Origin of the sequence: Rhizobium sp. 007 (assembly GCF_015353075.1) — a bacterium.
Classification (GTDB): domain Bacteria; phylum Pseudomonadota; class Alphaproteobacteria; order Rhizobiales; family Rhizobiaceae; genus Rhizobium.
Map to the genome: position 1 here is coordinate 186442 of NZ_CP064191.1, position 19709 is coordinate 206150.

The window sequence follows — 19709 nt, forward strand, 5'->3', positions numbered from 1 at the left end:
CAGTCGATAGTATCCCCACGGTGACGGCCGCCTTGCTGAAGAGGGCTGAAGACTGCAAGTCCTAGTGCAAGCACTAGGGATAGTCTTATGACAAAGCAGCTTGTTGAGGTTATCACATCGGTCGAGCGACGTCGGCGCTGGTCTCGGGAGGATAAAGAGCGGCTGGTCGCGGCAACGTTTGAGCCAGGAGCCAGCGTGTCGGAGATCGCGCGATCTGCTGGTATCCATTCCGGCCAGTTGTTCCGCTGGCGAAAGGAACTGTGCCAGGTATCGGCGCCCTCAATCTCACGGTTTATCCCTGTCGAAGTTGTCGCGAGCTTGCCAGCGCCTGATGCGGTGGAAACGGCCCCGCCTGCACGGTCGCGCAAGAAGACGAGCATCGTGACGATCGAGCTTGGCCGCAGCCGGCGCCTTCGCGTCGAGAGTGACATTGACACCGAAGCCCTGGTTCGGATCCTCGATATCCTGGAGCGGCGATGATCCCGGTTCCGAGCGGCGTGAAGGTCTGGCTGGCAACAGGTTACACGGACATGCGAAAGGGTTTTCCCGGCCTTGCCCTGATGGTGCAGGAGACGTTGAAGCGCGATCCTCACAGCGGCCATTTGTTCTGCTTCCGCGGACGTCAGGGTGGATTGATCAAGGTGATCTGGCATGATGGCCAGGGTGCCTGCCTGTTCACCAAGAAGCTGGAACGGGGTCGCTTCTTATGGCCGTCGGCGGCCGATGGCACGCTGGTGATTACGCCGGCGCAGCTCGGTTATTTGCTCGAAGGCATCGATTGGCGGATGCCGCAAAAAACCTGGCGGCCGACGTCGGCTGGATGAGCAAAACCGCTGGCATGACGGGAGCGAATATGATTCCATCTCGTCATGACCGACGCGGCCGATCAGCTTCCCGACGACCTTGCCAGCGCTCACGCGATGATCCTCGCGGAACGTGCCGCCCGTCGTGAAGCCGAGGCCGTTGCTGCTCGTGCGCAAGCTGTGAACTCGCATTCCGATGCGCTGATCGCCCGGCTGAGACTGGAGATCGAGAAGCTCAAGCGCGACATCCATGGCAGCCGCTCGGAGCGGAAGGCCCGGCTTCTCGAACAGATGGAATTGCAGCTCGAAGAGCTGGAAGCCGACGCCAGCCAAGACGAACTGGCGGCAGAGATGGCGGCACGATCATCGACAGTCAGGGCCTTCGAGCGCAAGCGTCCATCGCGCAAACCGTTTCCCGAGCATCTGCCGCGCGAGCGCGTCGTCATTGCCGCGCCGACAAATTGCCCGTGCTGTGGCTCGGCCAGGCTGGCGAAACTGGGCGAGGACATCACTGAGACGCTGGAGGTAATCCCGCGCCAGTGGAAGGTGATCCAGACGGTGCGCGAGAAATTCTCCTGCCGCGAATGCGAGAAGATTACTCAGCCGCCTGCGCCCTTCCATGTGACGTCGCGTGGCTTTGCCGGGCCAAACCTGCTGGCGATGATCCTGTTTGAGAAGTTCGGTCAGCATCAGCCGCTGAACCGGCAAAGTGAGCGCTATGCCCGCGAGGGCATCGATCTCAGCCTGTCGACGCTTGCCGACCAGGTTGGCGCTTGCGCCGCGGTCTTGAAGCCAGTGCATGGATTGATCGAGGCACATGTGCTGGCTGCCGAGCGGCTGCACGGCGATGACACCACGGTGCCGATCCTGGCGACGGGAAAGACCGAAACTGGCCGCATATGGACCTATGTCAGGGATGACCGGCCGTTCGGCGGAACATCGCCACCGGCAGCCCTCTACTATGCCTCGCGAGATCGTCGCCAGGAGCATCCCGAGAGGCATCTCAAGACCTTCACCGGCATTCTGCAGGCAGACGCATACGGCGGCTACAATCCCCTGTTCAAAGTGGATCGCAATCCAGGTCCGCTGACGCAGGCGCTGTGTTGGGCGCATGCCCGTCGCAAGTTTTTTGTGCTTGCCGACATTGCCACTAATGCGAAACGGGGAAAGAACGCAGCAACGATCTCGCCGGCTGCGCTCGAAGCGGTCAGCCGCATCGACATGCTGTTCGACATCGAGCGCGAGATCAATGGCTTATCTGCCGGTGAACGACTGGCACGACGGCAACAAGACAGTCGTCCTCTCGTCGACGAGCTTGAGGAATGGCTTCGTTCTGAACGAACAAAGCTGTCGCGCAGCTCACCGGTCACCGAGCCCATCGATTACATGCTGAAGCGTTGGGAGGGCTTCACGTCCTTCCTCAACGACGGCCGCATCTGCCTCAGCAACAATGCTGCTGAGCGGGCCCTGCGTGGCTTTGCTCTCGGCAGAAAAGCGTGGCTCTTTGCAGGCTCTGACCGGGGTGCGGATCGCGCCGCCTTCATGGCGACGCTGATCATGACAGCCAAGCTCAACGACATTGATCCGCAAGCTTGGCTCGCCGACGTGCTCGCCCGCATCGCCGACACCCCCATCACTAAGTTGGAGCAACTGCTCCCTTGGAATTGGTCGGCCGTGGGGGCGATTGCCGAAAAGGCGGCGTGATCAAAGGACTGGATCGGCGATGGGATACCGCAACACCACGCTCTACACCCTTAAATATGTGGCTGAGATGCTCGACGAGGACGAGGACTTTCTCCACGATTGCTCTATCGAGATGTTCTCAGAAGATGGACGCTTGAGTGCCTACGACACCTATCCGGCATCTGAACTGAGCGAAACCATCGTCGTCTTCACTGAAGACGGAATCGATAATCTTCAGCACATCGTCAATGTACGTAGAGAAATGGGTGACGCTCCACCCAAGCCTGCCGCTATCAAACCGCCGGAGCCGTAGCTGCTGCGGCCTTCACCGGACGGGTACAGTCGATACCTTTCGTAGTTTGTTACAAAGAGCATATCCCGTTTCGAGTCGAATCCATCCAGTCGGGAGGGTCAAAATCGTTGGAGATGTCGTCCGGGTGGACGAAACCAGGCGTTACGCCGGTGGTGATCGATCGGCGGAGAGCGCCTGGAGGGAGCGCTTCGACATGGCGCTCGTCATGCTCAGCGTACTGATCCTGATTCTCGGCCTCGTCGGCTTCCTCCTCAATGTCTCGCCTATGCGCTGGAAAGTGATCTCTTGCACTGGCGTCCTCAGCAAGGATGATTGAACCAGCGGTGGACGGTGCCTTTGTCGCGGAGGGCAATTGAATTTCCGATTCGCGTTCGTTGACTCGATCTGAGCTGGACGAGAAACGCGTCAGCCTTGATCATAATCGTCTCGAAGACGACGCCCCTCACGCCGAGAAGCGATAAGGAGGTTCCCTCCCGCACGCATCCGTTCGATGCCGGGGCAGCAGGCAATTGCTCCCCAGCCTGGGCACTCGCGCTGGCAGGCGCATGGTATGGCTGGCTTGGATTACGATCGCGCCAGAGCGGTCCCCGGAATGCCGGCTGATTGCCGCATAGAGACCGCGGTCGTGATCGGCCGAGTCGGTGTCAACGCGGGCTCCCGAAACTCGTGCCCCTTGAGCCGAACACGCCCATACGTTGCGCAAGCATGTGCGCCCTCCACAAAAACCAAGCTGGATCTTTCGGTGCCCCGGGGCCATGTGATCTGCTTCGCCAGATACTGCTCTTCTGCCTGCGTCAGTTCGTCGTAGCCGATCAGGCTGAAGAGCTCTTCCATCCGGCAATCTCCTTCTCGATCCGGATGTTTTTTCAGAGCGGATGCGGTCGCAGAAGTCGCATTCCGGCGATCGCTGCGCGCATGGCGTGATTGGCCCAGATGACCGTGGAGATGCCGGCGTCGCGGTCGGCAGAGACCGGCGTGTTGTAATATTTCGTCGGAACGATGCAGACCGGGAGCTTGTTGTTCCACTCTTTGGCAAAGGCGAGGATCTGGTCTGCGACAGCCTTGCGGGAATAAATGAGGATCGCATCGGCTCCGGCTTCCCGATAGGGGTCGGCTCGAAGCAGCGCTTCGTCAAGGCCATGGCCGCCGAACAAGGGCTTCAACGACTATTACGACCTTCCCAACGACACGGCTTACGCCGAGATCTCGCCTCCGTCGGTCTCGTCTTCTGGGCAAGCCGCACGCTCGCACGCGGCCTGGACCGGCGCTATGCCGATATCATGGAACAGGCGCTCTATAATGCGCAATGAGCGGTCTTTCGCTCGACGGCAGGAGTTTTTCTATAGAAATCCGCTTGCGAGCAGAGGCAGGCACCACCGTTGGAAATGGCATGGCTCCCGTTGTTGCGCACCTAATTTAACATCGCCCGTCTCGTCGCCTCGATCGGCTCTTACATGTATGCGGTGGCCGAGGACGAGATCGCGTTGCATCCCTACGATGAAGGCACGGCACGGCTGGAGCTCACGAACGGCGCTGCAGTCGAGCTGAGTCAGACGACCAACTATCCCTGGGAGGGCGCGATCGCCTTCACGACGAGGATCGAAAGGCCGGCGCGGTTCGCGCTGTCGCTGCGAATACCGGAATAGACGGAAGGCGCGAGCTTGAGCGTAACGGCACGATGGCCGATCTTTCGGCCCATGTCGCCGACGGCTATGCCCGCATCGAACGCGAATGAGCGGCCGGCGACCGCGTGGCGCTCCATCTGCCGCTCAAGCTTCGGCCGCACTATGCCGATCGGAAGGTCAGACAGGATGCCGGCCGCGTCGCGCTGATGAGCGGCCCGCTCGTCTATTGCCTCGATGCAGCCGACAATGGCGGGGATGTGAACGCGATCGTTGTCCCCCGCGAGATTGCGGCCGCGGAGACGACCGTGCTCAAGGACCTGAACGACGCGGTCGCTGTCGACCTCCCGGTCAAGTGACGACACGGCGAACTGGGGAAAGGCGCTTTACCGCAAGGAATGCTCGTGCCAAATCTTGACGACGAGGCCGCGATCCCAACGGCCTTTGCAATCGCGCGAACGTTCCAGGGCGCGGCCTCCTGCTTGGGCGTTTCCAGCGTCAGCGCGACCACCTGATCCATCAGCGCGGGATCGAGTGGCGCAATGCCGGGCGAACGGCTCTTGTCGCGCAAAAGGCATCCACGCCTTCGGTCATGAAACGCTCCTGCCATCGCTAGACGCAGGTCTTCGATCTGCCGGTCGCCGCTATAATAGCCACCGTCCCAGGCCGTCATCGCTCATCAGGATGATCCTCGCCCGCCACCCATGCTTCTGCGGCGAACCGCAGCAACGATGGCTAGCCGCACCGCTGGCGCCGCTTCGAACTGTCGAAAGGCAAAGCTTTTGCTGAGAAACTGCACGATGTCGTCGAGCTCTACGTCTCGCCGCCGGCCGTGCCATTGTCCTTTCCGTCGATGAAAAATAGGCGCTCGACCGAACGCAGCCGGGCCTTCTTTGAAGAAGGGGCGGGGCGGCGTTTCGTCGTTACGGCAAACTGCTTTTTTGTCGAACTTGGCGTAATAGAACCGAGCTTCGTGCTGCTCGGCGGAAACCGTGTCCGGCGGTTGAAACGCCAGCGGCGAGCTGAGCGCGTGGGCGCGCCATAAGAGTTTGGTCCCGCAGACCCGTAAACGCGGATTGGTCCAACTCGCCAAGGAGCGGAGCAAGGGGCGCATGGGCGCTAACGTTAATAGAAAGATGGACATCGTTTGCCGCACACGTCCCAGGGTTTCGCCAACGAACGAGATTCCGCAGCGGCCATTCCAAGGAATATCAACTGAAAACTTCCGGTTGTGCATTGCGAACTCACGCCGAAAGACTCCACAGCATTAGTTAAAACCATCATATTTCTGCTTCTTCTGCGCTTTGTCTGTTTCGACGATGTAGCATCGACCCGGAATGTGCCGCTCTTGGTGCATTGCGGCGAAAGGCGGTGGCGGCGTTCGCAACGACAGCCGCGTCGCTGAAAGGTGATGCGACCTTCCGGCGCATTACTCCTTGCCCCTTCCATGACTACCGCATCGCCAGATGCTGGGACATCATCCATAAACCTGGTGTCAGAAACACGACACAGCGGTGCTCGAGCCGCCGCCTAGCGATGGCGCCTCTCGCCACTGAATTACACTCAAAAATTCGCGTCAGCGCTCATAAACCCCAGTTGGCATGAATTTTGAAACTCCCTCGCCGTACAGCGCAGGAGCTGCCAAACAGCATGGAATTATTCGACAAGTGATGGCGGAAACAAAGGTCCCATGGCTTGGGCTCGTAGCTCGAGAGCCTACTGCGAGGTGAGGAGCATGTCTGCAGCAAGCAACTTGCGCGTCGATAGCAAACGACTGATCGAGGTGAATTCCATGGAGTACCGCAGGATCACAGACGTGACTTCAACGTCTAAGGCAATAGCCAGAATGTCCGATCAGTTTTCGCTTGATGCGCCAGTCTATTGCGAGGTGACGACTGATGAGGAGGTTGCCGTCGCGTTTGACATGTTTCTAAGCCAGCTCAATGGAGCTATTCGCATTGAACAGCTGTTCGACCGATTATTCGTTTTTGCGCGCAACTTCAACTGCCGGTGGATTGCCTATGGTGCTCCGGCGCAATTTCAGGATCCACATAGGCAGAACGGAGGCAAACCACAGATTACATCGAATTATCCTCCCGAGTGGCAAGAGCACTGTGTCGAAAAAGGCTATGACAAGATCGATCCCACCGTAAAGACGAGCCGGTTTCATTCGGCCGCTTTTCGGTGGAGTGAAGCGTACAAAGATGCAAGCACAACTGACAGCGAAAGACGCGTCTTCGACGAGGCTGCAAAGTTCGGCCTGAGGTCTGGTGTTACCATTCCTCTGCATGGGCCGTGTGGTAGCTTTTCGACCATGAACTTTGCTCAAACGGAAACGCGCGATCTAGAAAATATCGCGGTCGCCTACCTGCAACTTGCCGCGTTGCATTTTCATTTGCAGGTAGTGGGATGCTTGGACGTGAGCGGCGGCGATGTTCCCAGCCTTTCTGCCAGAGAAAAGGAGTGTATTCGGTGGGTAGCAAAAGGAAAATCATCATGGGACATCGGAGTTATTCTCGGAATTTCCCAAAATACAGTCAATTTCCATGTTAAAAATGTATTACGAAAATTAGAAACGGGAAGCAGGACGGTTGCCGCTTTGAAAGCTGCGCGATTAGGACTGATCGAACCGTAATTTGGACTGCCATACATCAATCAGACCTCGTTAGGGCTTCAATTGACAGTTTGCCGACTATCCACGATTCTCCGTCCGCAGGCCGTTGGGAGCATTCAGTTGGAGTATTTGCTTGGCCAATCCACTATCTGGCCGTTGCCACGGCATCGATAGACGCGTTTGACGCTTCCCCAGGAACGGCCGTCACTTCGCGCATTTGGGCGCATAATATCGCGAACACGGCAATAACCGAATGGCGGCATATCGCCGGTTGATCGGTTTGATCTTATCGACCAGACCCGCGTCCGCAAGCGGAGCCCGCCTACGAGCTTCCGAAGGACGTTGCTTGGAGACCCGCCGCGTTATTGGATCGAGTGACATCGAGCTTAACAAAGCTTTTTTGGGCCAACTTGAGAATTTCGCCTTCGATCGTCTTCTTGCCGAGCGGGCGCTGTCGTTCCTCGACCTGGTTCTGAAGAGCTCGATAGTCGGAATCGGATAACTCCTCCTGCGATGCTGTCGCTGCAAGCATGCGCCAGGTGAACAATTGGTTCGCCTGGATGCCATGCCGCCGAGCAAAATGCTCCCGTCGCGTCCGATTTCAATGTCTCTTGCAGATTGCGAGCCTTTCGGCCGTCAACTGGTGGCGGCGCTCCGAGCCGGACAGCACTTCTATCTTCGAATTGTGAGCAGTCATGATGGGCACGTTACCTCGCTTACCTAACCGTGGAGATCGCGTCCGGATTTTTTGGGCCACATATTCTGACTGGAGTAGGCGGATACTAAAGAATGGCTGGTGACCACACTACCGACGTAGGTAGGCGCATGGGCTGTGTTTAGCGTTTAAAACAGCAAAACAACCGCGCGAATTTCAACTGACGCTGTCTTGTGAGCAGAGCAAGATTGCATCGCGTTGTTCAAGGAGTATGCCGCGACGCTTTCGTGGCATCGTCGGGAGAAGATCATGCTTCAAGAGCGTCATTCCAACTTGCTGGCCACCTTTGAAAGACTCGAATCGAACGTGCGAACGTATTCGCGATCATTTCCTGTTGTGTTCAGGAAGGGCGAAGGAGCCATCCTCGAAGACGAGGGTGGTCGTCAGTATATTGATTTTCTCTCCGGCGCGGGTGTCCTTAATTACGGGCATAACGACCGCAATTTTCTGAACCATGCTATGCAATACCTAAACGCCAACGGAATTATCCACGGGTTGGACATGGCTACGTCAGCAAAACGAGAGTTTTTGGAGCGCTTCGAGGAAATAATATTACGTCCTCGCGGCCTGACGTACAAATTTCAGTTCACTGGTCCCACCGGCGCCAATGCCGTCGAAGCTGCTTTGAAACTCGCACGCAAGGCCACTGGACGTCACAGTATAATTTCCTTCACCAACGGCTTTCACGGAGTGAGCTTGGGGGCGCTTTCCGTAACGGGCAATCGATACTACCGAGATGCGGCAGGCATTCCTTCCGGCGGCGTAGCGTTCATGCCTTATGACGGGTATTGGGGGCCCGATCAGGATACTTCGGAATTTATGGAAAAGGCGCTTGCGGATGCGAGCAGTGGTTTCGATCTACCAGCAGCCGTCATTTTGGAGACTGTCCAGGGCGAGGGCGGCATCAATCATGCGAGCAAGAGTTGGCTGCAGTCGGTGGAGCGGCTTTGCAGAGAGAAGGGTATCCTCCTAATTGTCGACGACATTCAGGCAGGTTGCGGACGAACGGGTGATTTCTTCAGCTTTGAATTTGCGGATTTATTGCCAGACATCGTTCTCTTGTCCAAGTCCCTCAGTGGCTGCGGACTGCCGCTGTCCCTTTTGCTGCTCAAACCCGAATTCGATATTTGGCGACCGGGCGAACACATCGGTACCTTCAGAGGCAATAACCTTGCCCTCGTAACGGCGACTGCTGCATTGCGAAAATATTGGACGAATGGAGAGCTGTCTGCGCGTGTGACGAAGACAGGGCACATTATGAGCCAACGTCTTCGGGAGATTGGTGAAAGCAATCAAGATCAGAGTCTTCTCGTGCGCGGAAGGGGCATGATGCTGGGGCTCGATTGCGGCACAGGAGAACTGGCCGGGAAAATCGTCCGAAACGCCTTTGAAGAAGGGCTCGTCGTAGAGCGATGCGGCGCGGACGATCAGGTTATCAAGCTTCTCCCTCCGTTGACAATTGACGAGCAGACACTTCAACGCGGCCTGGACATTCTGGAGAAATCTGTCAACGCAAAGGCTTAAAGTGGTTACTGCATCCTGCTACACCTCCGAAGAAATGGCCGCGCTCGTGATCTAACGTCGTCGAGGCCGTAGCCGGCGCGCCAGGAAGCATGACCTGGCTTTGAGCTTTAAACAGCGAGCGCGTCATCCCGATCCGTCTGCCGAGGGCTGGTTTCGGGCGAGAACGAGCGGTCCGCCATGCCGTTGCGTCCACCCGCCTTGAACCGTGCGACTCAGCGGGACACGGTCTTTGGTGAGACGCATAGAAGCGTGCGGCTTTTGTTTGAGACGACCGCCCCCCGGCTACCACCGCCATTTCTTATCGACGCAAAGGCGTCAGTCGGCGTTCCTGTGAATGTCCATTCGAAATCTGCAAAACTGACGTGTGGCAAATCCAGTCCCCTTTATCCGCTCCGAATGGACAACCTCCTGAAAGCTCACATCTAGAGCGCCCCGGAATGGTACTTCTCAGCTGACCAAGCCGCAGATCGAACGCGGCCGCTGACCCCAGCCAAGCGGGCCGGAATTGGGCCAGGTCGATTGCTTTCCCGAAAGCAAAATCAGCGTGCCGATCCTTCCCACCAACTGACTTGAGCTTCGGCTTATCAGCTATCTGGTCTGATAGTGGACCGAGTGCTGGATGCAGAATTAGTCTCAATGGCGTTCTCAGTCCGAGGATGGCTAAAATGCTTCAGAGCTTGGCGATCATTGTCAACGACGCACGAGAGATAATCATAGACCAGAAAGGTCGCTGCCAAGCGGCGCTAGGCTTGCCTGCGGGCACATCAGTGCTAAGTCACTTGTTGTCTCAGTTGGCGCAGGCAGGCGTGCAGAAGACGGTGATCTTAAGCCTTTATGGTGTTGGTGATCTCGGCTTGGATTTGCATAACAGCCTGAATGGCATGGAGCTCTGCTTCCGCGCTCTGCCTACGCCGAATGCCGGGCGCCTCATTGATGCAGTAACGGTAGACGAGATTAGGGAGGTATTTGGTGACGTCTTTGTTTTCACCGAGAACCTCAACATCGACTTCTCGCTTATCGAGCGCTTGGCACAGTCATCTGACAGCAACCTCGTCGTAGTAGGTAGGGCAGATAGCCAGCGATCGTTGCGCTTGCTAACAAATAAGTCGCTACGGCTTACAGCAATCCTCCCCCAGGACGCTGCCAGTGGGAGAAACGTCTCTGATTTGAGACCTGTCGGCGTTTATAAGTTCGGGCCCAAATTCCTTCGCAGCATTGCGCGAAATCGACGGCGCCGGTCCAATGATGATCTTGAGTTTTTCGAAGCTGCATTGGGCCGTCAGGCGTATGAAATGCACGTCATACATCGTGAAACCACAGCCCGCCACGAAGGTTGACGTCAATCTTGAGGGGCTGCTTCTGCCTCCAGTTCCAACTTGACGCGGCGGCCACGGCAAAGGCGAAGTGGCGCGCCGCTCTCCGTTCATGCTTTGTGGACATTCGGGAAGCCGTTCCGCCGATCGGCCCAGAGATGACCCAAAGTTCATATTCGACATCATGTTACGCTGACATCAGCGATGCCCGCCAAGCCAGGCCGATCCAAGGCATGCGAGTGCCGCAACATCCGGCGCCCTCCCGAGCCCTCTTATCTGGCTGCTTGAGGTGGGCCATTGTGGGGGCGTGTCTGTGAATAGCATTTCTTGCCGTTCTATAGTCCCGACTGAATCGAGGTGTTTGCTCTAAGCTCAAGGCGCTCCTGCGGGCAAGGATCTCCATTGAACCGCTCTGACATCAGCAATCTGAGCGCGATGGCTAACTTAGTAGCGATCTCGTCAGTGCTGACGTCTATCAGGTGTCGAGCGATGTGCCACCAGACTTGCAGCAGATCTCGGCAACCGAAACGCCTTCATCATCCTGCTTTGAAATGGACGCCTTCTGGGCGTCCGAAATCTGCAACGCCTTCACCGTTTTCCGTTCCTGTCCCAGCCAGAAAAGTGCACCGAAAAACTTTAACCAATATGGTCCGGTTTGAAGAGTTCAGCTCATTGAGCCGACAATGACGGAGATGGAACACAGCTCCTTTGGTGCCTTCCTCTTGTTCTAGAAGGATTTTTTCATTTGGCATAGTGCATGCACGGCTGTCGCAAACGCACCACGCAGCCAGGATCAATGACCATGATCAACAACAATGCTTCTGGACCAAACTCTGACTACTTTTCTCAAGGCTCCGTCATTCCTCCTCGTGAGGCACTGACCTTTCTTGACCTCGAGCTGAATATAACCAGCCATCGTGTGCGGCGAAATGGCCACCCGATACATCTTACTCCAACAGCATTCCGTCTTTTACATCACCTGATGAAAGACCCATTCAGGGTGTACTCCCGACCTGAACTGAAGAATGCAGCTTGGCCGGACAATGTGCATATTGGCCCCCGCACCATTGATGTTCATATCGGCCATTTGCGCGCAGCCCTCAACCGAGTAGGCGAGCCAGGTCTCATACGAACCGTGCGGTCCCTCGGCTATGCGCTTTTCGAGTAGGGGTCGGCAATGCCTCGGCAGCGGGTAATAGCCCCTATATACCCCTTGATCATCGTCTTGCGTAGCAGATGGTCGAGCTAACTTCATTGGGAGTGAACCAACATCGCGAAAAGAGTGCCTGTCTCGCGCACATGTCTCACGAACGTCATGTTGTAGTGACGGCCAGGCCAGAATGGCAGCAGACATATACGGCGAACGGGCGGCCGTGTCGTTTCTTCCATCGGACGTTCAATCGCGGAAGGAGTTCTGCCGGCATTGACAGAAAGGTCTCGCAGCCGACACTCCTGTATGTTTTGGCGTATCGGCGACATGGTGGTTTGGCGCGGCTGTCTGCTGCGCATTTTGCTTAACGAATTGAAGAATCAAAAGAAAAATTCTTAGACGAACTTTTTGCCGGTTGGGCACGATTTTTGAATCCCTCGTAGTAAGCGGTGGAAATGCCAACATCTTCCTCTTTTATATTCAATTCACGTAACAAAAAGGAAAGCCACTATGCCAACTCCACGTCGGAAGGCACAACCCCAGCGTCGCTTTTGCGCTCGTGCCGTTCGTTTCTTAGCTTTTTTGGACCAAGCATCTTAGTCCGCTCACAGAAAGTCATCAGTCGTTTCGGGTTGGTCCGCACGGGATTGCGGGGCGCCCAGTTCCGCTATTCCCAAACAGTGCTTCAGGACTTTTTTAGTCGAGCAAGGAAGTAGATCAGAATGGATCTCCCCGTTGTCAGTGCCATCAAGGACAGCTATGAGCGGCTGCCTCGGCAAATGAAGGTCGCCGCAAGTTGGTTGGTGGATCATCCGACTGAGGTCGCACTGCTGTCGATGAGGGAGCAAGCGCGAAGAGCGCATGTCCCTCCCACAACACTAACGCGACTAGCAAAGCGCCTTGGCTTTGACGGTTTCGACAAGTTGAAAGTTGTGTTCGCGAACAGCGTCAGGAAACGGCCACAAAGCTACACGGGATGTAAAGAGGAATTGATAGCACGAGGGGAGGCCGAAGGTGATGGCGCCATGGTTAGCGACACGGTCGAAGCACTGGATAGCTATCTCAGTGACCTCGCGAAACCCTCCACCATTGCCGCGCTCGCAGGAGCCGCCGATCTCATGGTGGAAGCAAGGCAGATCTTTTGCATCGGCCTGCGCTCGAGTTTTCCTGCGGCCCATCTTATGCATTATCTCGGGTCATTGATTGACTTGCCCATGGCATTGATTGACGGCGTAGGGGGAACCCAGAATGATGCACTCCTGTCTGCGAGCCGACGAGATGTTTTATTGGTAGTTTCAGTTCGCCCGTATAGTCGATACACAATGCAGATCGCTGAATTCGCAGCGACGCGCGGTGCGAAGCTCGTGGCGTTGACGGACAGCGAGCTCTCCCCTATTGCCAAAATCTCTGAAACTGTAATTCGCGTTCGGACCGAAGTGCCTTCGGTCTTTCACACCATGACTCCGGCGTTCGCGGCGGTAGAATGTCTCTTGCAATTGATCGCAGCCAGACGCGGCAGCTGCGCGATTCAAGCTTTGGCAGCCAACGAAGCAGATCTCGCAGCACTAGATCAGCAGTGATAGGAGTTTAAAAACTATTTGCGACAAGGTCCTTCGCGATTGGGTCCGTCTCGTTTCCTTCGCTCGGTTGACGACGGTTCTGTCGATATACTGAACCGAAGTATTCCCGTCGCTGCGGCTCCAAACGCTTGAACTATAAGGCTCGTGCCGCACTGTCCCCTAATTGGCACGCCGATTGCTTGGGGACACGCCGAATTATTCCTTGCGATAGTGGCAAACCGCAGACTTCAGCTGAGGAGGTTTAAAATGAAATGCACTCGAACGCTCAAGATCACTCCAGCGGACGCTGCACTGTTGAGCGCGATCCCGCCAATCAAAGTTTTGCCGCGTCCGACGCAGGTGCCGCTGTCATTCGCCCAGCAGCGGCTTTGGTTCCATTCGCATCTGACGGGCGGCCGGGACGCCTGTCACTTGCAGATGAGGCTTCGGCTCCGAGGCAAGCTCGACGACGCGGCGCTGCAGTCCGCCTTGGACGGGCTGGTGGCGCGTCATGAGGTGCTGCGCACCACCATCGGAGTGGATGGCGACGAACCATTCCAGCGAGTGGGGCCGGCTAACGTCGGTCTGCCGCTAAAACAAGACGATGTCATAATGGGAGCCGCCGCGGAGGCGACCCTCGCGATGTTGATAAGCAATGAAGCGCAGGCACCATTCGACGTCGAAGCCGGGCCGCTGGTCCGCGGGCGGCTTGTGCGTTTGACAGTGGACGACCACGTGCTGCTGATCACCATGCACAACATGGTCTCCGATGAACACTCATTGAACATCCTGACGCACGAGTTCATCGAGCTCTATACCGCCGTCCGGACTGGCCGCCCGCATCAGCTGGCGCCGTTGCCGGTGCAGTATGCGGACTACGCGCTTTGGCAGCGCAGTTGCCTGGTGAGAGAGGTGTTAGAGCGGCAATCGGAATACTGGGGGCGGATGCTGGCGGGTGCCCCAACAGCTTTGAAGCTGCCGAGGGACCGGCTGCACTCAGCGCGGGCTGACTACAAGGCCAATTCCGTCGAGTTCGTTTGGCACGAGCCGCTGACCGCGCAGCTCATGGCGCAGAGCCGACGTTTTGGGACTACGCTGTTCGTGACTATGCTGGCGGGCTGGGCGTTTTGGTTGGCAAGGTTATCGGGTCAGGAGGAATTAAGCATCGAAATGCCAGGCGCCAACCGCACGCGCACAGAGGTTTCTAGGCTTATTGGGCCCTTCATTAACACCCCGGTGTTGCGGATCGATTTGTCGGGCGATCCTACGTTTGAGGCATTGCTGGAGCAAGTGAACACGGCCGTGCTTTTGGCGCAGGTATATCAGGACTTGCCTTTTGATCAGGTGATCGAACGCGTCAATCCGCGAAAGCAGGCCCACACCGCAATCATACATGCTATACCTGCATCGTCAAACAACCCTGGGGCGCCAGTGGAATTGCCGGGGCTGAGCCTCGAGTACATCGGCGTTGACGAACGTGTCGCGCAACATGATCTGGCGCTTGAGCTTGGTGAGGTAGGTGAGACGATTCACGGAAGGCTTGTCTACGCGACGTCGCTGTTCGACCAGAGCACGGTCGAGCAATTCGCGAGGTATTTGCAGCAGGCGCTGAGCCAGATGGCGGTCGACTTCGGCCAGCGGGTTTGGTCGGTGCCACTGTTGGAGAAGGAAGGGAGTCGTCTTTCGGCAGAGTCGAAGCCGAGGGAAGTGGCTTTTTACCAGGATCGCTGCGTTGACGAGCTGCTTGAGTCGCAGCCGGAGCTGGACGCGGTTCATTGCGAGGACGAGAACCTGAGCTATCGTGAACTGAACGCGCGGATCTCCGCGGCGCCTCAAGTTCGCCAAGTTCAAGCATCGGTCGACAACTTGGACGCGATCGAGGGAGCGCGCGACGGAACCGAGGGGGAGCTACAAGCTAACAGCATCACGCGTTATCATGTAACAAAATTCTATCGAGAACAAATCACCGACAAGACTTATTCCGAGCAGCTTAGACATATCGTCGAGCCCTCATTCGAAGAGTTCGAGAGTCCCGGCAATCTGGATACGAGCGGCGAGCACGACAACACCGTCGTGCCCGGATTTCAGCACAAATACCCTCAGACGGGGTTGTTGCTGGTAACGGACCGTTGCGCTTCATATTGCCGTTATTGCTTTCGCAAACGCATCGTGGGTAAAAATTCCGATGAAGTTGCAACAGATTTCGCGCGAATTTCAAAATATATTAGAGGACACCCCGAAATAACTAACGTGCTGCTATCCGGCGGCGACCCGTTCATGCTTAGCACTGCCAAGCTCGAAAAAATCCTGGATAGTATGCTGCCGATCCCGCATTTGAATTCGATTAGGTTCGGCACGAAAATGGTCGCCTACGAGCCTAAGAGGTTTGAGGATCCCGCTTTATTACCTTTGTTCCAGCGGATCAATGACGCAGGTAAGGCCGCAGTGATCGTCACACATTTCGATCACATCGGTGAAATCTCGGTCGATGCAGAACGCAATATTCGTTCCTTGGGTGCACAAGGCGTGCAGTTCCTCAACCAATCGGTACTTCTTAGGCGTATCAATGATAGTCCCGAAATCTTGGCCGCGACGTTCGCCAAGTGCCACCAAATGGGTGTCCACCCCTATTATCTCTTCCAAGGTAGGCCGGTAAAAGGCGCATCGCATTTTCAGGTTTCACTGCGCCGCGGACTAGAGATTGCCCACGGCATCAACCAACGCCTCAGCGGTATTCAAAAGACCTTCAAATACATCATGTCGCATTACACAGGAAAGATCGAGATCCTCGATCTTGGAACCGATGGCCGCATGTATATGCGATATCATCAAAACAAAACTCCGGAAAAAATTGGAAAGATCTTTTCACGACTGTACGCCGAGGGTGCATGCTGGTTGGATGATTTGCCCGAGGGATGAAATCCAAAGGCTCGCGTTTCTGGTTGTCGGCCCGTTTTCGCAAGGCAACGATGCGGAGATCGATATATCGCGCTTCCGCAGCCCGAAGAAGCTTGCCGTTACGCAAGGCTTGTACTCTCGACGTCTTCGATTGGCGGAAAGACCTATCGTAAGTATTCGGCAACGATCGGCGAGGGCCGCAGGGCTTTTTTGCGTGAACGACGGTTCCACTGATGGCTAGCGCATCGACTTGTTTGAAGATCGCAAAGCCGATGGCGGAAACGTTCACTTGGAGTGCCCGCTCCGGAGGTAAGATCGTCCAAGGCGCGGTCGCTGAAGTGCTCAGGGTGCGGGTTTCGGTAATTCGCGGACAGGGATTCCATTAAATCTCGGACAGCGATTTCACTAAATCCGGGACAGCATTTCCGCTAATTCCCTGACAGTCTTTCGGCGATTACAACATCGACTTTCGTACGCGCCGTTTTTGCCATTCTGAGCCTCGATTTGAACGAGGGGCTGATGAATGGCGAGACGGAAACAGCCGAGACTTACTGACGTGAAGGACATTCGATCGATATTGCGACTGACGCACGAACAGGGGCTTTCGGTTCGTGCGATATCGGAACGGCTGAAGATCGCAAAATGACCATTTCGACGTATCTGCTGCGGGCGCGTGAAGCCGGGCTGACGGGCTGGCCGTTGCCGCCTGGGTTTGACGAGGACGCTGTTTTGCTGCGTCGCCTGTTCCATCGTCGTTGCCGCCCGCCCCAGGACATGCACGAGCCCGACTGGGGCAAGATCGCCAGCGAATTAAAGCGAAAGGGCGTGACGCTGACTCGCGGACCGCGGCCCAACGGTTATGGATATACATGGTTCTGTGAGCGGTTCGCCGCTTTCGAACAGCGCGCCAGCGCCACCTTTCGCAATCGCCACACTGCCGGCGCGGCGATACAGACCGACTACGCCGGCCACACCGTCCGGGTGATCGATCCGGCGACGGGTCGAGATTTGGCCGGCGCAGATCTTTGTCGCGGTTCTGCCGCCCTCCTTGTACACCTTCGCCTATGCAAGCTTCACTCAACGGCTGCCGGACTGGATCGAGGGTCAGCAACGGGCGCTGCGCTTCTTCGCTGGCGTGACGAAAGCGATCGTCTGCGACAACCTCAAGGCCGGCGTTGCCAAGCCCTTGTGATTTGAGCCGGCCATCAACGCCACTTTTGCAGCATTCGCCGAGCATTGCGACACGACGATCCTGCCGACCCGTCCAAAACGGCCGAAGGACAAGGCACAGGTCGAAGGCAGCGTTCTCATCGTTGAGCGCTGGATCCTGGCGCGGCTGAGAAACGTCCGCTTCTTCAGCCTCGTCGATCTCAACGTGCGGATCAGCCAGCTTCTCAACGATCTCAATAACCGACCGATGCGACGGGTTGGCAAATCCCGACGTCAGCTCTTCGAGGAGATCGAACGCGAAGCGCTTGCACCCTTGCCGGCAACCGCATTCGAATATTCCGAATGGAAATCGGCAAAGGTTCATCCCGACTACCATGTCGAAGTCGATAAGGCCTTCTATTCCGTGCCGCACCGCCTGATCGGCCGCCAGGTCGATGTCCGGCTCACAAGCCGGATCGTCGAGATCTTCCACGATCACCAACGCGTCGCCCGCCACCGCCGGACGTCGCAGCGGTCACCGTCAACGAGCACATGCCTAAGACACATCAGCACTATGCCAACACGACGTCCGCGAGCCTCATCAAGCAGGCTGCAAAGATTGGCCGCAACGTTCGCGGAGTCAGCGTATACGCTGCCTGTGTCGATACTATCTTCCTAAGTAGGTGCACGCGGCCGATGTCGCCGTTTAAAGGTGCCAAGCCACCGCCAAAACTCCAGTTCGGACTAGGTTTTGGGATCGCACCTGAGAGAGCGGGCCGTTGCGGGCGTGTAGGCCGCACAGGTCAGACGTGGCCATCCTGTGGACGTGTGACCGGTCATGCATCAACTTTCAAAACGGCAGGGCTCATACCGCGATCTTTTGAAGATCCCTGGCCTCTTCCCTCTCATCGTTGCTGCGACCCTGTCCCGTCTGGCCGGGCGCATGTTCGTCCTCACATTGGTTCTGTTCGCCCTGGCGCAGTTTTCGTCATCGGCGCTGGCAGGGTGGCTGACATTTGCAGCGATCGTTCCTGGTCTGATTGTAAGCCCTCTCGCGAGCGTTCTGCTCGATCGCGTAGGGCCGACAATTGCGGTTAGGATCGACATGATCGCCAGCGCAGTCTTCGTCGTCGCGATCAGTTTCGTCGGTTGGGCCGGTTGGTCCAGTCCGCCGGCCTTGTTCATCCTGGTGATGCTGTTCTCGCTCACCGGGCCTTTGGGCGCCGCGGGAACCCGCATTCTGCTCCCGCGGCTCGTTCCACCCGGCGCGCTTGATCGGGCCAACGCACTGGACATCGCAGTCTACGCCATCGTCGATGTCGTTGGGCCGGCGATGGCGGGTGTCGTCCTCGCCTGGCTTGGGCCAGAAGCTGCGATGGCTATGATCGCCGCAGCGTACGCTGGTGCCGCGATCTGCTTGCCCCACGTCCAACACTTGCCGGGATCGGATTCCACACACACATCTTTCTTGCGTCAAACGATCGAAGGCATTCAGATGGTGGCGCGGCAGCCGACCCTCCGCGGCCTAGCCGTCTCCTATTCACTGTATGAGATCACATGGGGCGCCCTCTACGTTGTGGTTCCGGTTTACGTGGCCGATCACTACGCCACGGCGGCGGGCGATCCAGTAACCGGGCTTTTGTGGGCTGCGATGGGTATTGCCGGAGGCGTCAGTGCGCTCCTTGCCGGGCATGTGCGCACAACTGGACGCGAGCGCGGTGTCATGGCCGCCGGAATGCTTGTCACCGCATTTGCAGCATGGCCGGTTGGGGCGGAATTCGGATTCGGCGGTCTGGCAACCGGCCTGATGCTCGCCGGCGTGGCGTCCGGGCCTATCAGTGTCGCACTGCTGACCTTGCGCCAACGCCGTACCGATCCGCAACAGCTTGGGCGCGTGCTTTCCATTTCGATCAGCCTGAACGGCGCCGGTTTCCCGCTGGGCTCGGCCATTGCTGGGATGGTGATCCCTGAATCGTTGTCAGCCACATTCGCTCTGGCAGGTATCGCCTCCGTCGTTGCAGCCATCGCAAGCATGTCGATCCCTTCGGACACAGCGCCGGCGGCCTGATGCTTCGCCGCTGTAATGTCGCTTTTCAGCGGCCGAGCGATACCGAGGGGCACTCTCTCTCTCTCTCTCTCTCTCTCTCTGAGCGTTGTGAACCGGCGCTGAACTTTGACCCCGTATTGGAGTGCGCCCTTTGGGGTGGACATGGATCAGGCTGCTGATTTGCCAGTCTGGCGGATGTGTTGATCCTCGAACTCTTGGGGGCTCAAAGTAGCCGAGCGCTGAATGGAGCCATCGTTTGTTGTTGTAGGCCTCCTCGATGAAGTGGGGAAGGTGCTCGGTGATCTCTTCGAAGGTTTCG

14 protein-coding genes and 6 pseudogenes are annotated in these 19709 nt (G+C 57.1%); 16 read left to right on the plus strand and 4 right to left on the minus strand.

The annotated features are described in order from the left end of the window. Positions 1-87 precede the first annotated feature (87 nt). The 5 genes from ISN39_RS34845 (at position 88) to ISN39_RS34865 (ending at position 3115) form a co-directional block, all read left to right on the plus strand. Complete coding sequence (locus ISN39_RS34845) at positions 88-480, plus strand: transposase (RefSeq protein WP_194727741.1); 393 nt, start codon at positions 88-90, stop codon at positions 478-480. Continuing rightward, positions 477-824, plus strand: a complete 348-nt coding sequence (tnpB, locus tag ISN39_RS34850) for an IS66 family insertion sequence element accessory protein TnpB (protein WP_194727742.1) — start codon at positions 477-479, stop codon at positions 822-824. Before ISN39_RS34845 ends, tnpB begins: the two co-directional genes overlap by 4 nt. A gap of 45 nt (positions 825-869) precedes the next feature. Continuing rightward, entirely contained in the window at positions 870-2507 is a 1638-nt protein-coding gene (locus tag ISN39_RS34855; RefSeq protein ID WP_194727743.1) for an IS66 family transposase, read from the plus strand. Between the two features lie 19 nt (positions 2508-2526). Next, a complete protein-coding gene (locus ISN39_RS34860; protein WP_194727744.1) occupies positions 2527-2799 on the plus strand; it encodes a hypothetical protein in 273 nt (90 codons plus the stop codon). Between the two features lie 124 nt (positions 2800-2923). After that, a complete protein-coding gene (locus tag ISN39_RS34865; RefSeq protein WP_194732466.1) occupies positions 2924-3115 on the plus strand; it encodes a hypothetical protein in 192 nt (63 codons plus the stop codon). 248 nt (positions 3116-3363) lie between these two features. Here the strand turns inward: ISN39_RS34865 and ISN39_RS38285 are convergent, their stop codons facing one another. After that, a complete protein-coding gene (locus tag ISN39_RS38285; protein ID WP_348652040.1) occupies positions 3364-3633 on the minus strand; it encodes a hypothetical protein in 270 nt (89 codons plus the stop codon). A 32-nt stretch (positions 3634-3665) separates the two neighbouring features. Continuing rightward, positions 3666-3962, minus strand: a complete 297-nt coding sequence (locus ISN39_RS37440) for an isocitrate lyase/phosphoenolpyruvate mutase family protein (protein WP_348652041.1) — start codon at positions 3960-3962, stop codon at positions 3666-3668. Here ISN39_RS37440 and ISN39_RS34875 point away from each other — a divergent pair. Continuing rightward, positions 3949-4817, plus strand: a pseudogene (locus ISN39_RS34875) (beta-L-arabinofuranosidase domain-containing protein); the annotation flags it as partial. The gene ISN39_RS37440 and the pseudogene ISN39_RS34875 sit on opposite strands and share 14 nt — an antisense overlap. On the opposite strand, the pseudogene ISN39_RS37445 reads toward ISN39_RS34875, so the two are convergent. Beyond that, positions 4814-5185: pseudogene (locus ISN39_RS37445) on the minus strand (helix-turn-helix domain-containing protein); the annotation flags it as partial. The pseudogenes ISN39_RS34875 and ISN39_RS37445 sit on opposite strands and share 4 nt — an antisense overlap. Between ISN39_RS37445 and ISN39_RS34880 the strand changes: the two are divergent. Together ISN39_RS34880 and ISN39_RS34885 are read left to right on the plus strand one after the other, a co-directional pair. Beyond that, positions 5161-5282: pseudogene (locus ISN39_RS34880) on the plus strand (IS630 family transposase); the annotation flags it as partial. The pseudogenes ISN39_RS37445 and ISN39_RS34880 overlap by 25 nt on opposite strands. Before the next feature lie 874 nt (positions 5283-6156). Further along, positions 6157-7056, plus strand: a complete 900-nt coding sequence (locus ISN39_RS34885; protein WP_246763620.1) for a LuxR family transcriptional regulator — start codon at positions 6157-6159, stop codon at positions 7054-7056. Between the two features lie 382 nt (positions 7057-7438). Here the strand turns inward: ISN39_RS34885 and ISN39_RS37450 are convergent. Next, positions 7439-7732 (minus strand): annotated as a pseudogene (locus tag ISN39_RS37450) (transposase); the annotation flags it as partial. Between the two features lie 267 nt (positions 7733-7999). On the opposite strand from ISN39_RS37450, the gene ectB reads away from it, so the two are divergent. The 8 genes and pseudogenes from ectB (at position 8000) to ISN39_RS34925 (ending at position 19411) form a co-directional block, all read left to right on the plus strand. Next, entirely contained in the window at positions 8000-9274 is a 1275-nt protein-coding gene (ectB, locus tag ISN39_RS34895; protein WP_194732468.1) for a diaminobutyrate--2-oxoglutarate transaminase, read from the plus strand. Positions 9275-9939: 665 nt separating this feature from the next. Continuing rightward, complete coding sequence (locus ISN39_RS34900; protein ID WP_194732469.1) at positions 9940-10611, plus strand: hypothetical protein; 672 nt, start codon at positions 9940-9942, stop codon at positions 10609-10611. 778 nt (positions 10612-11389) lie between these two features. Then, positions 11390-11755 (plus strand): winged helix-turn-helix domain-containing protein, encoded by a 366-nt coding sequence (locus tag ISN39_RS34905; protein ID WP_246763621.1) that lies wholly within the window; start codon positions 11390-11392, stop codon positions 11753-11755. 704 nt (positions 11756-12459) lie between these two features. Further along, positions 12460-13317, plus strand: a complete 858-nt coding sequence (locus ISN39_RS34910) for a MurR/RpiR family transcriptional regulator (protein WP_194732471.1) — start codon at positions 12460-12462, stop codon at positions 13315-13317. A gap of 246 nt (positions 13318-13563) precedes the next feature. Continuing rightward, positions 13564-14952 (plus strand): annotated as a pseudogene (locus ISN39_RS37455) (condensation domain-containing protein); the annotation flags it as partial. Between the two features lie 210 nt (positions 14953-15162). Then, positions 15163-16215, plus strand: a complete 1053-nt coding sequence (locus ISN39_RS37460) for a lysine 2,3-aminomutase (protein WP_246763640.1) — start codon at positions 15163-15165, stop codon at positions 16213-16215. A gap of 502 nt (positions 16216-16717) precedes the next feature. After that, positions 16718-17973: pseudogene (gene istA, locus ISN39_RS34920) on the plus strand (IS21 family transposase); the annotation flags it as partial. A 208-nt stretch (positions 17974-18181) separates the two neighbouring features. Beyond that, positions 18182-19411 carry an MFS transporter gene (locus ISN39_RS34925; RefSeq protein WP_194732473.1) on the plus strand — a complete coding sequence of 410 codons (1230 nt, stop codon included), beginning with the start codon at positions 18182-18184 and terminating at the stop codon, positions 19409-19411. The last annotated feature ends 298 nt before the right edge of the window (positions 19412-19709 follow it).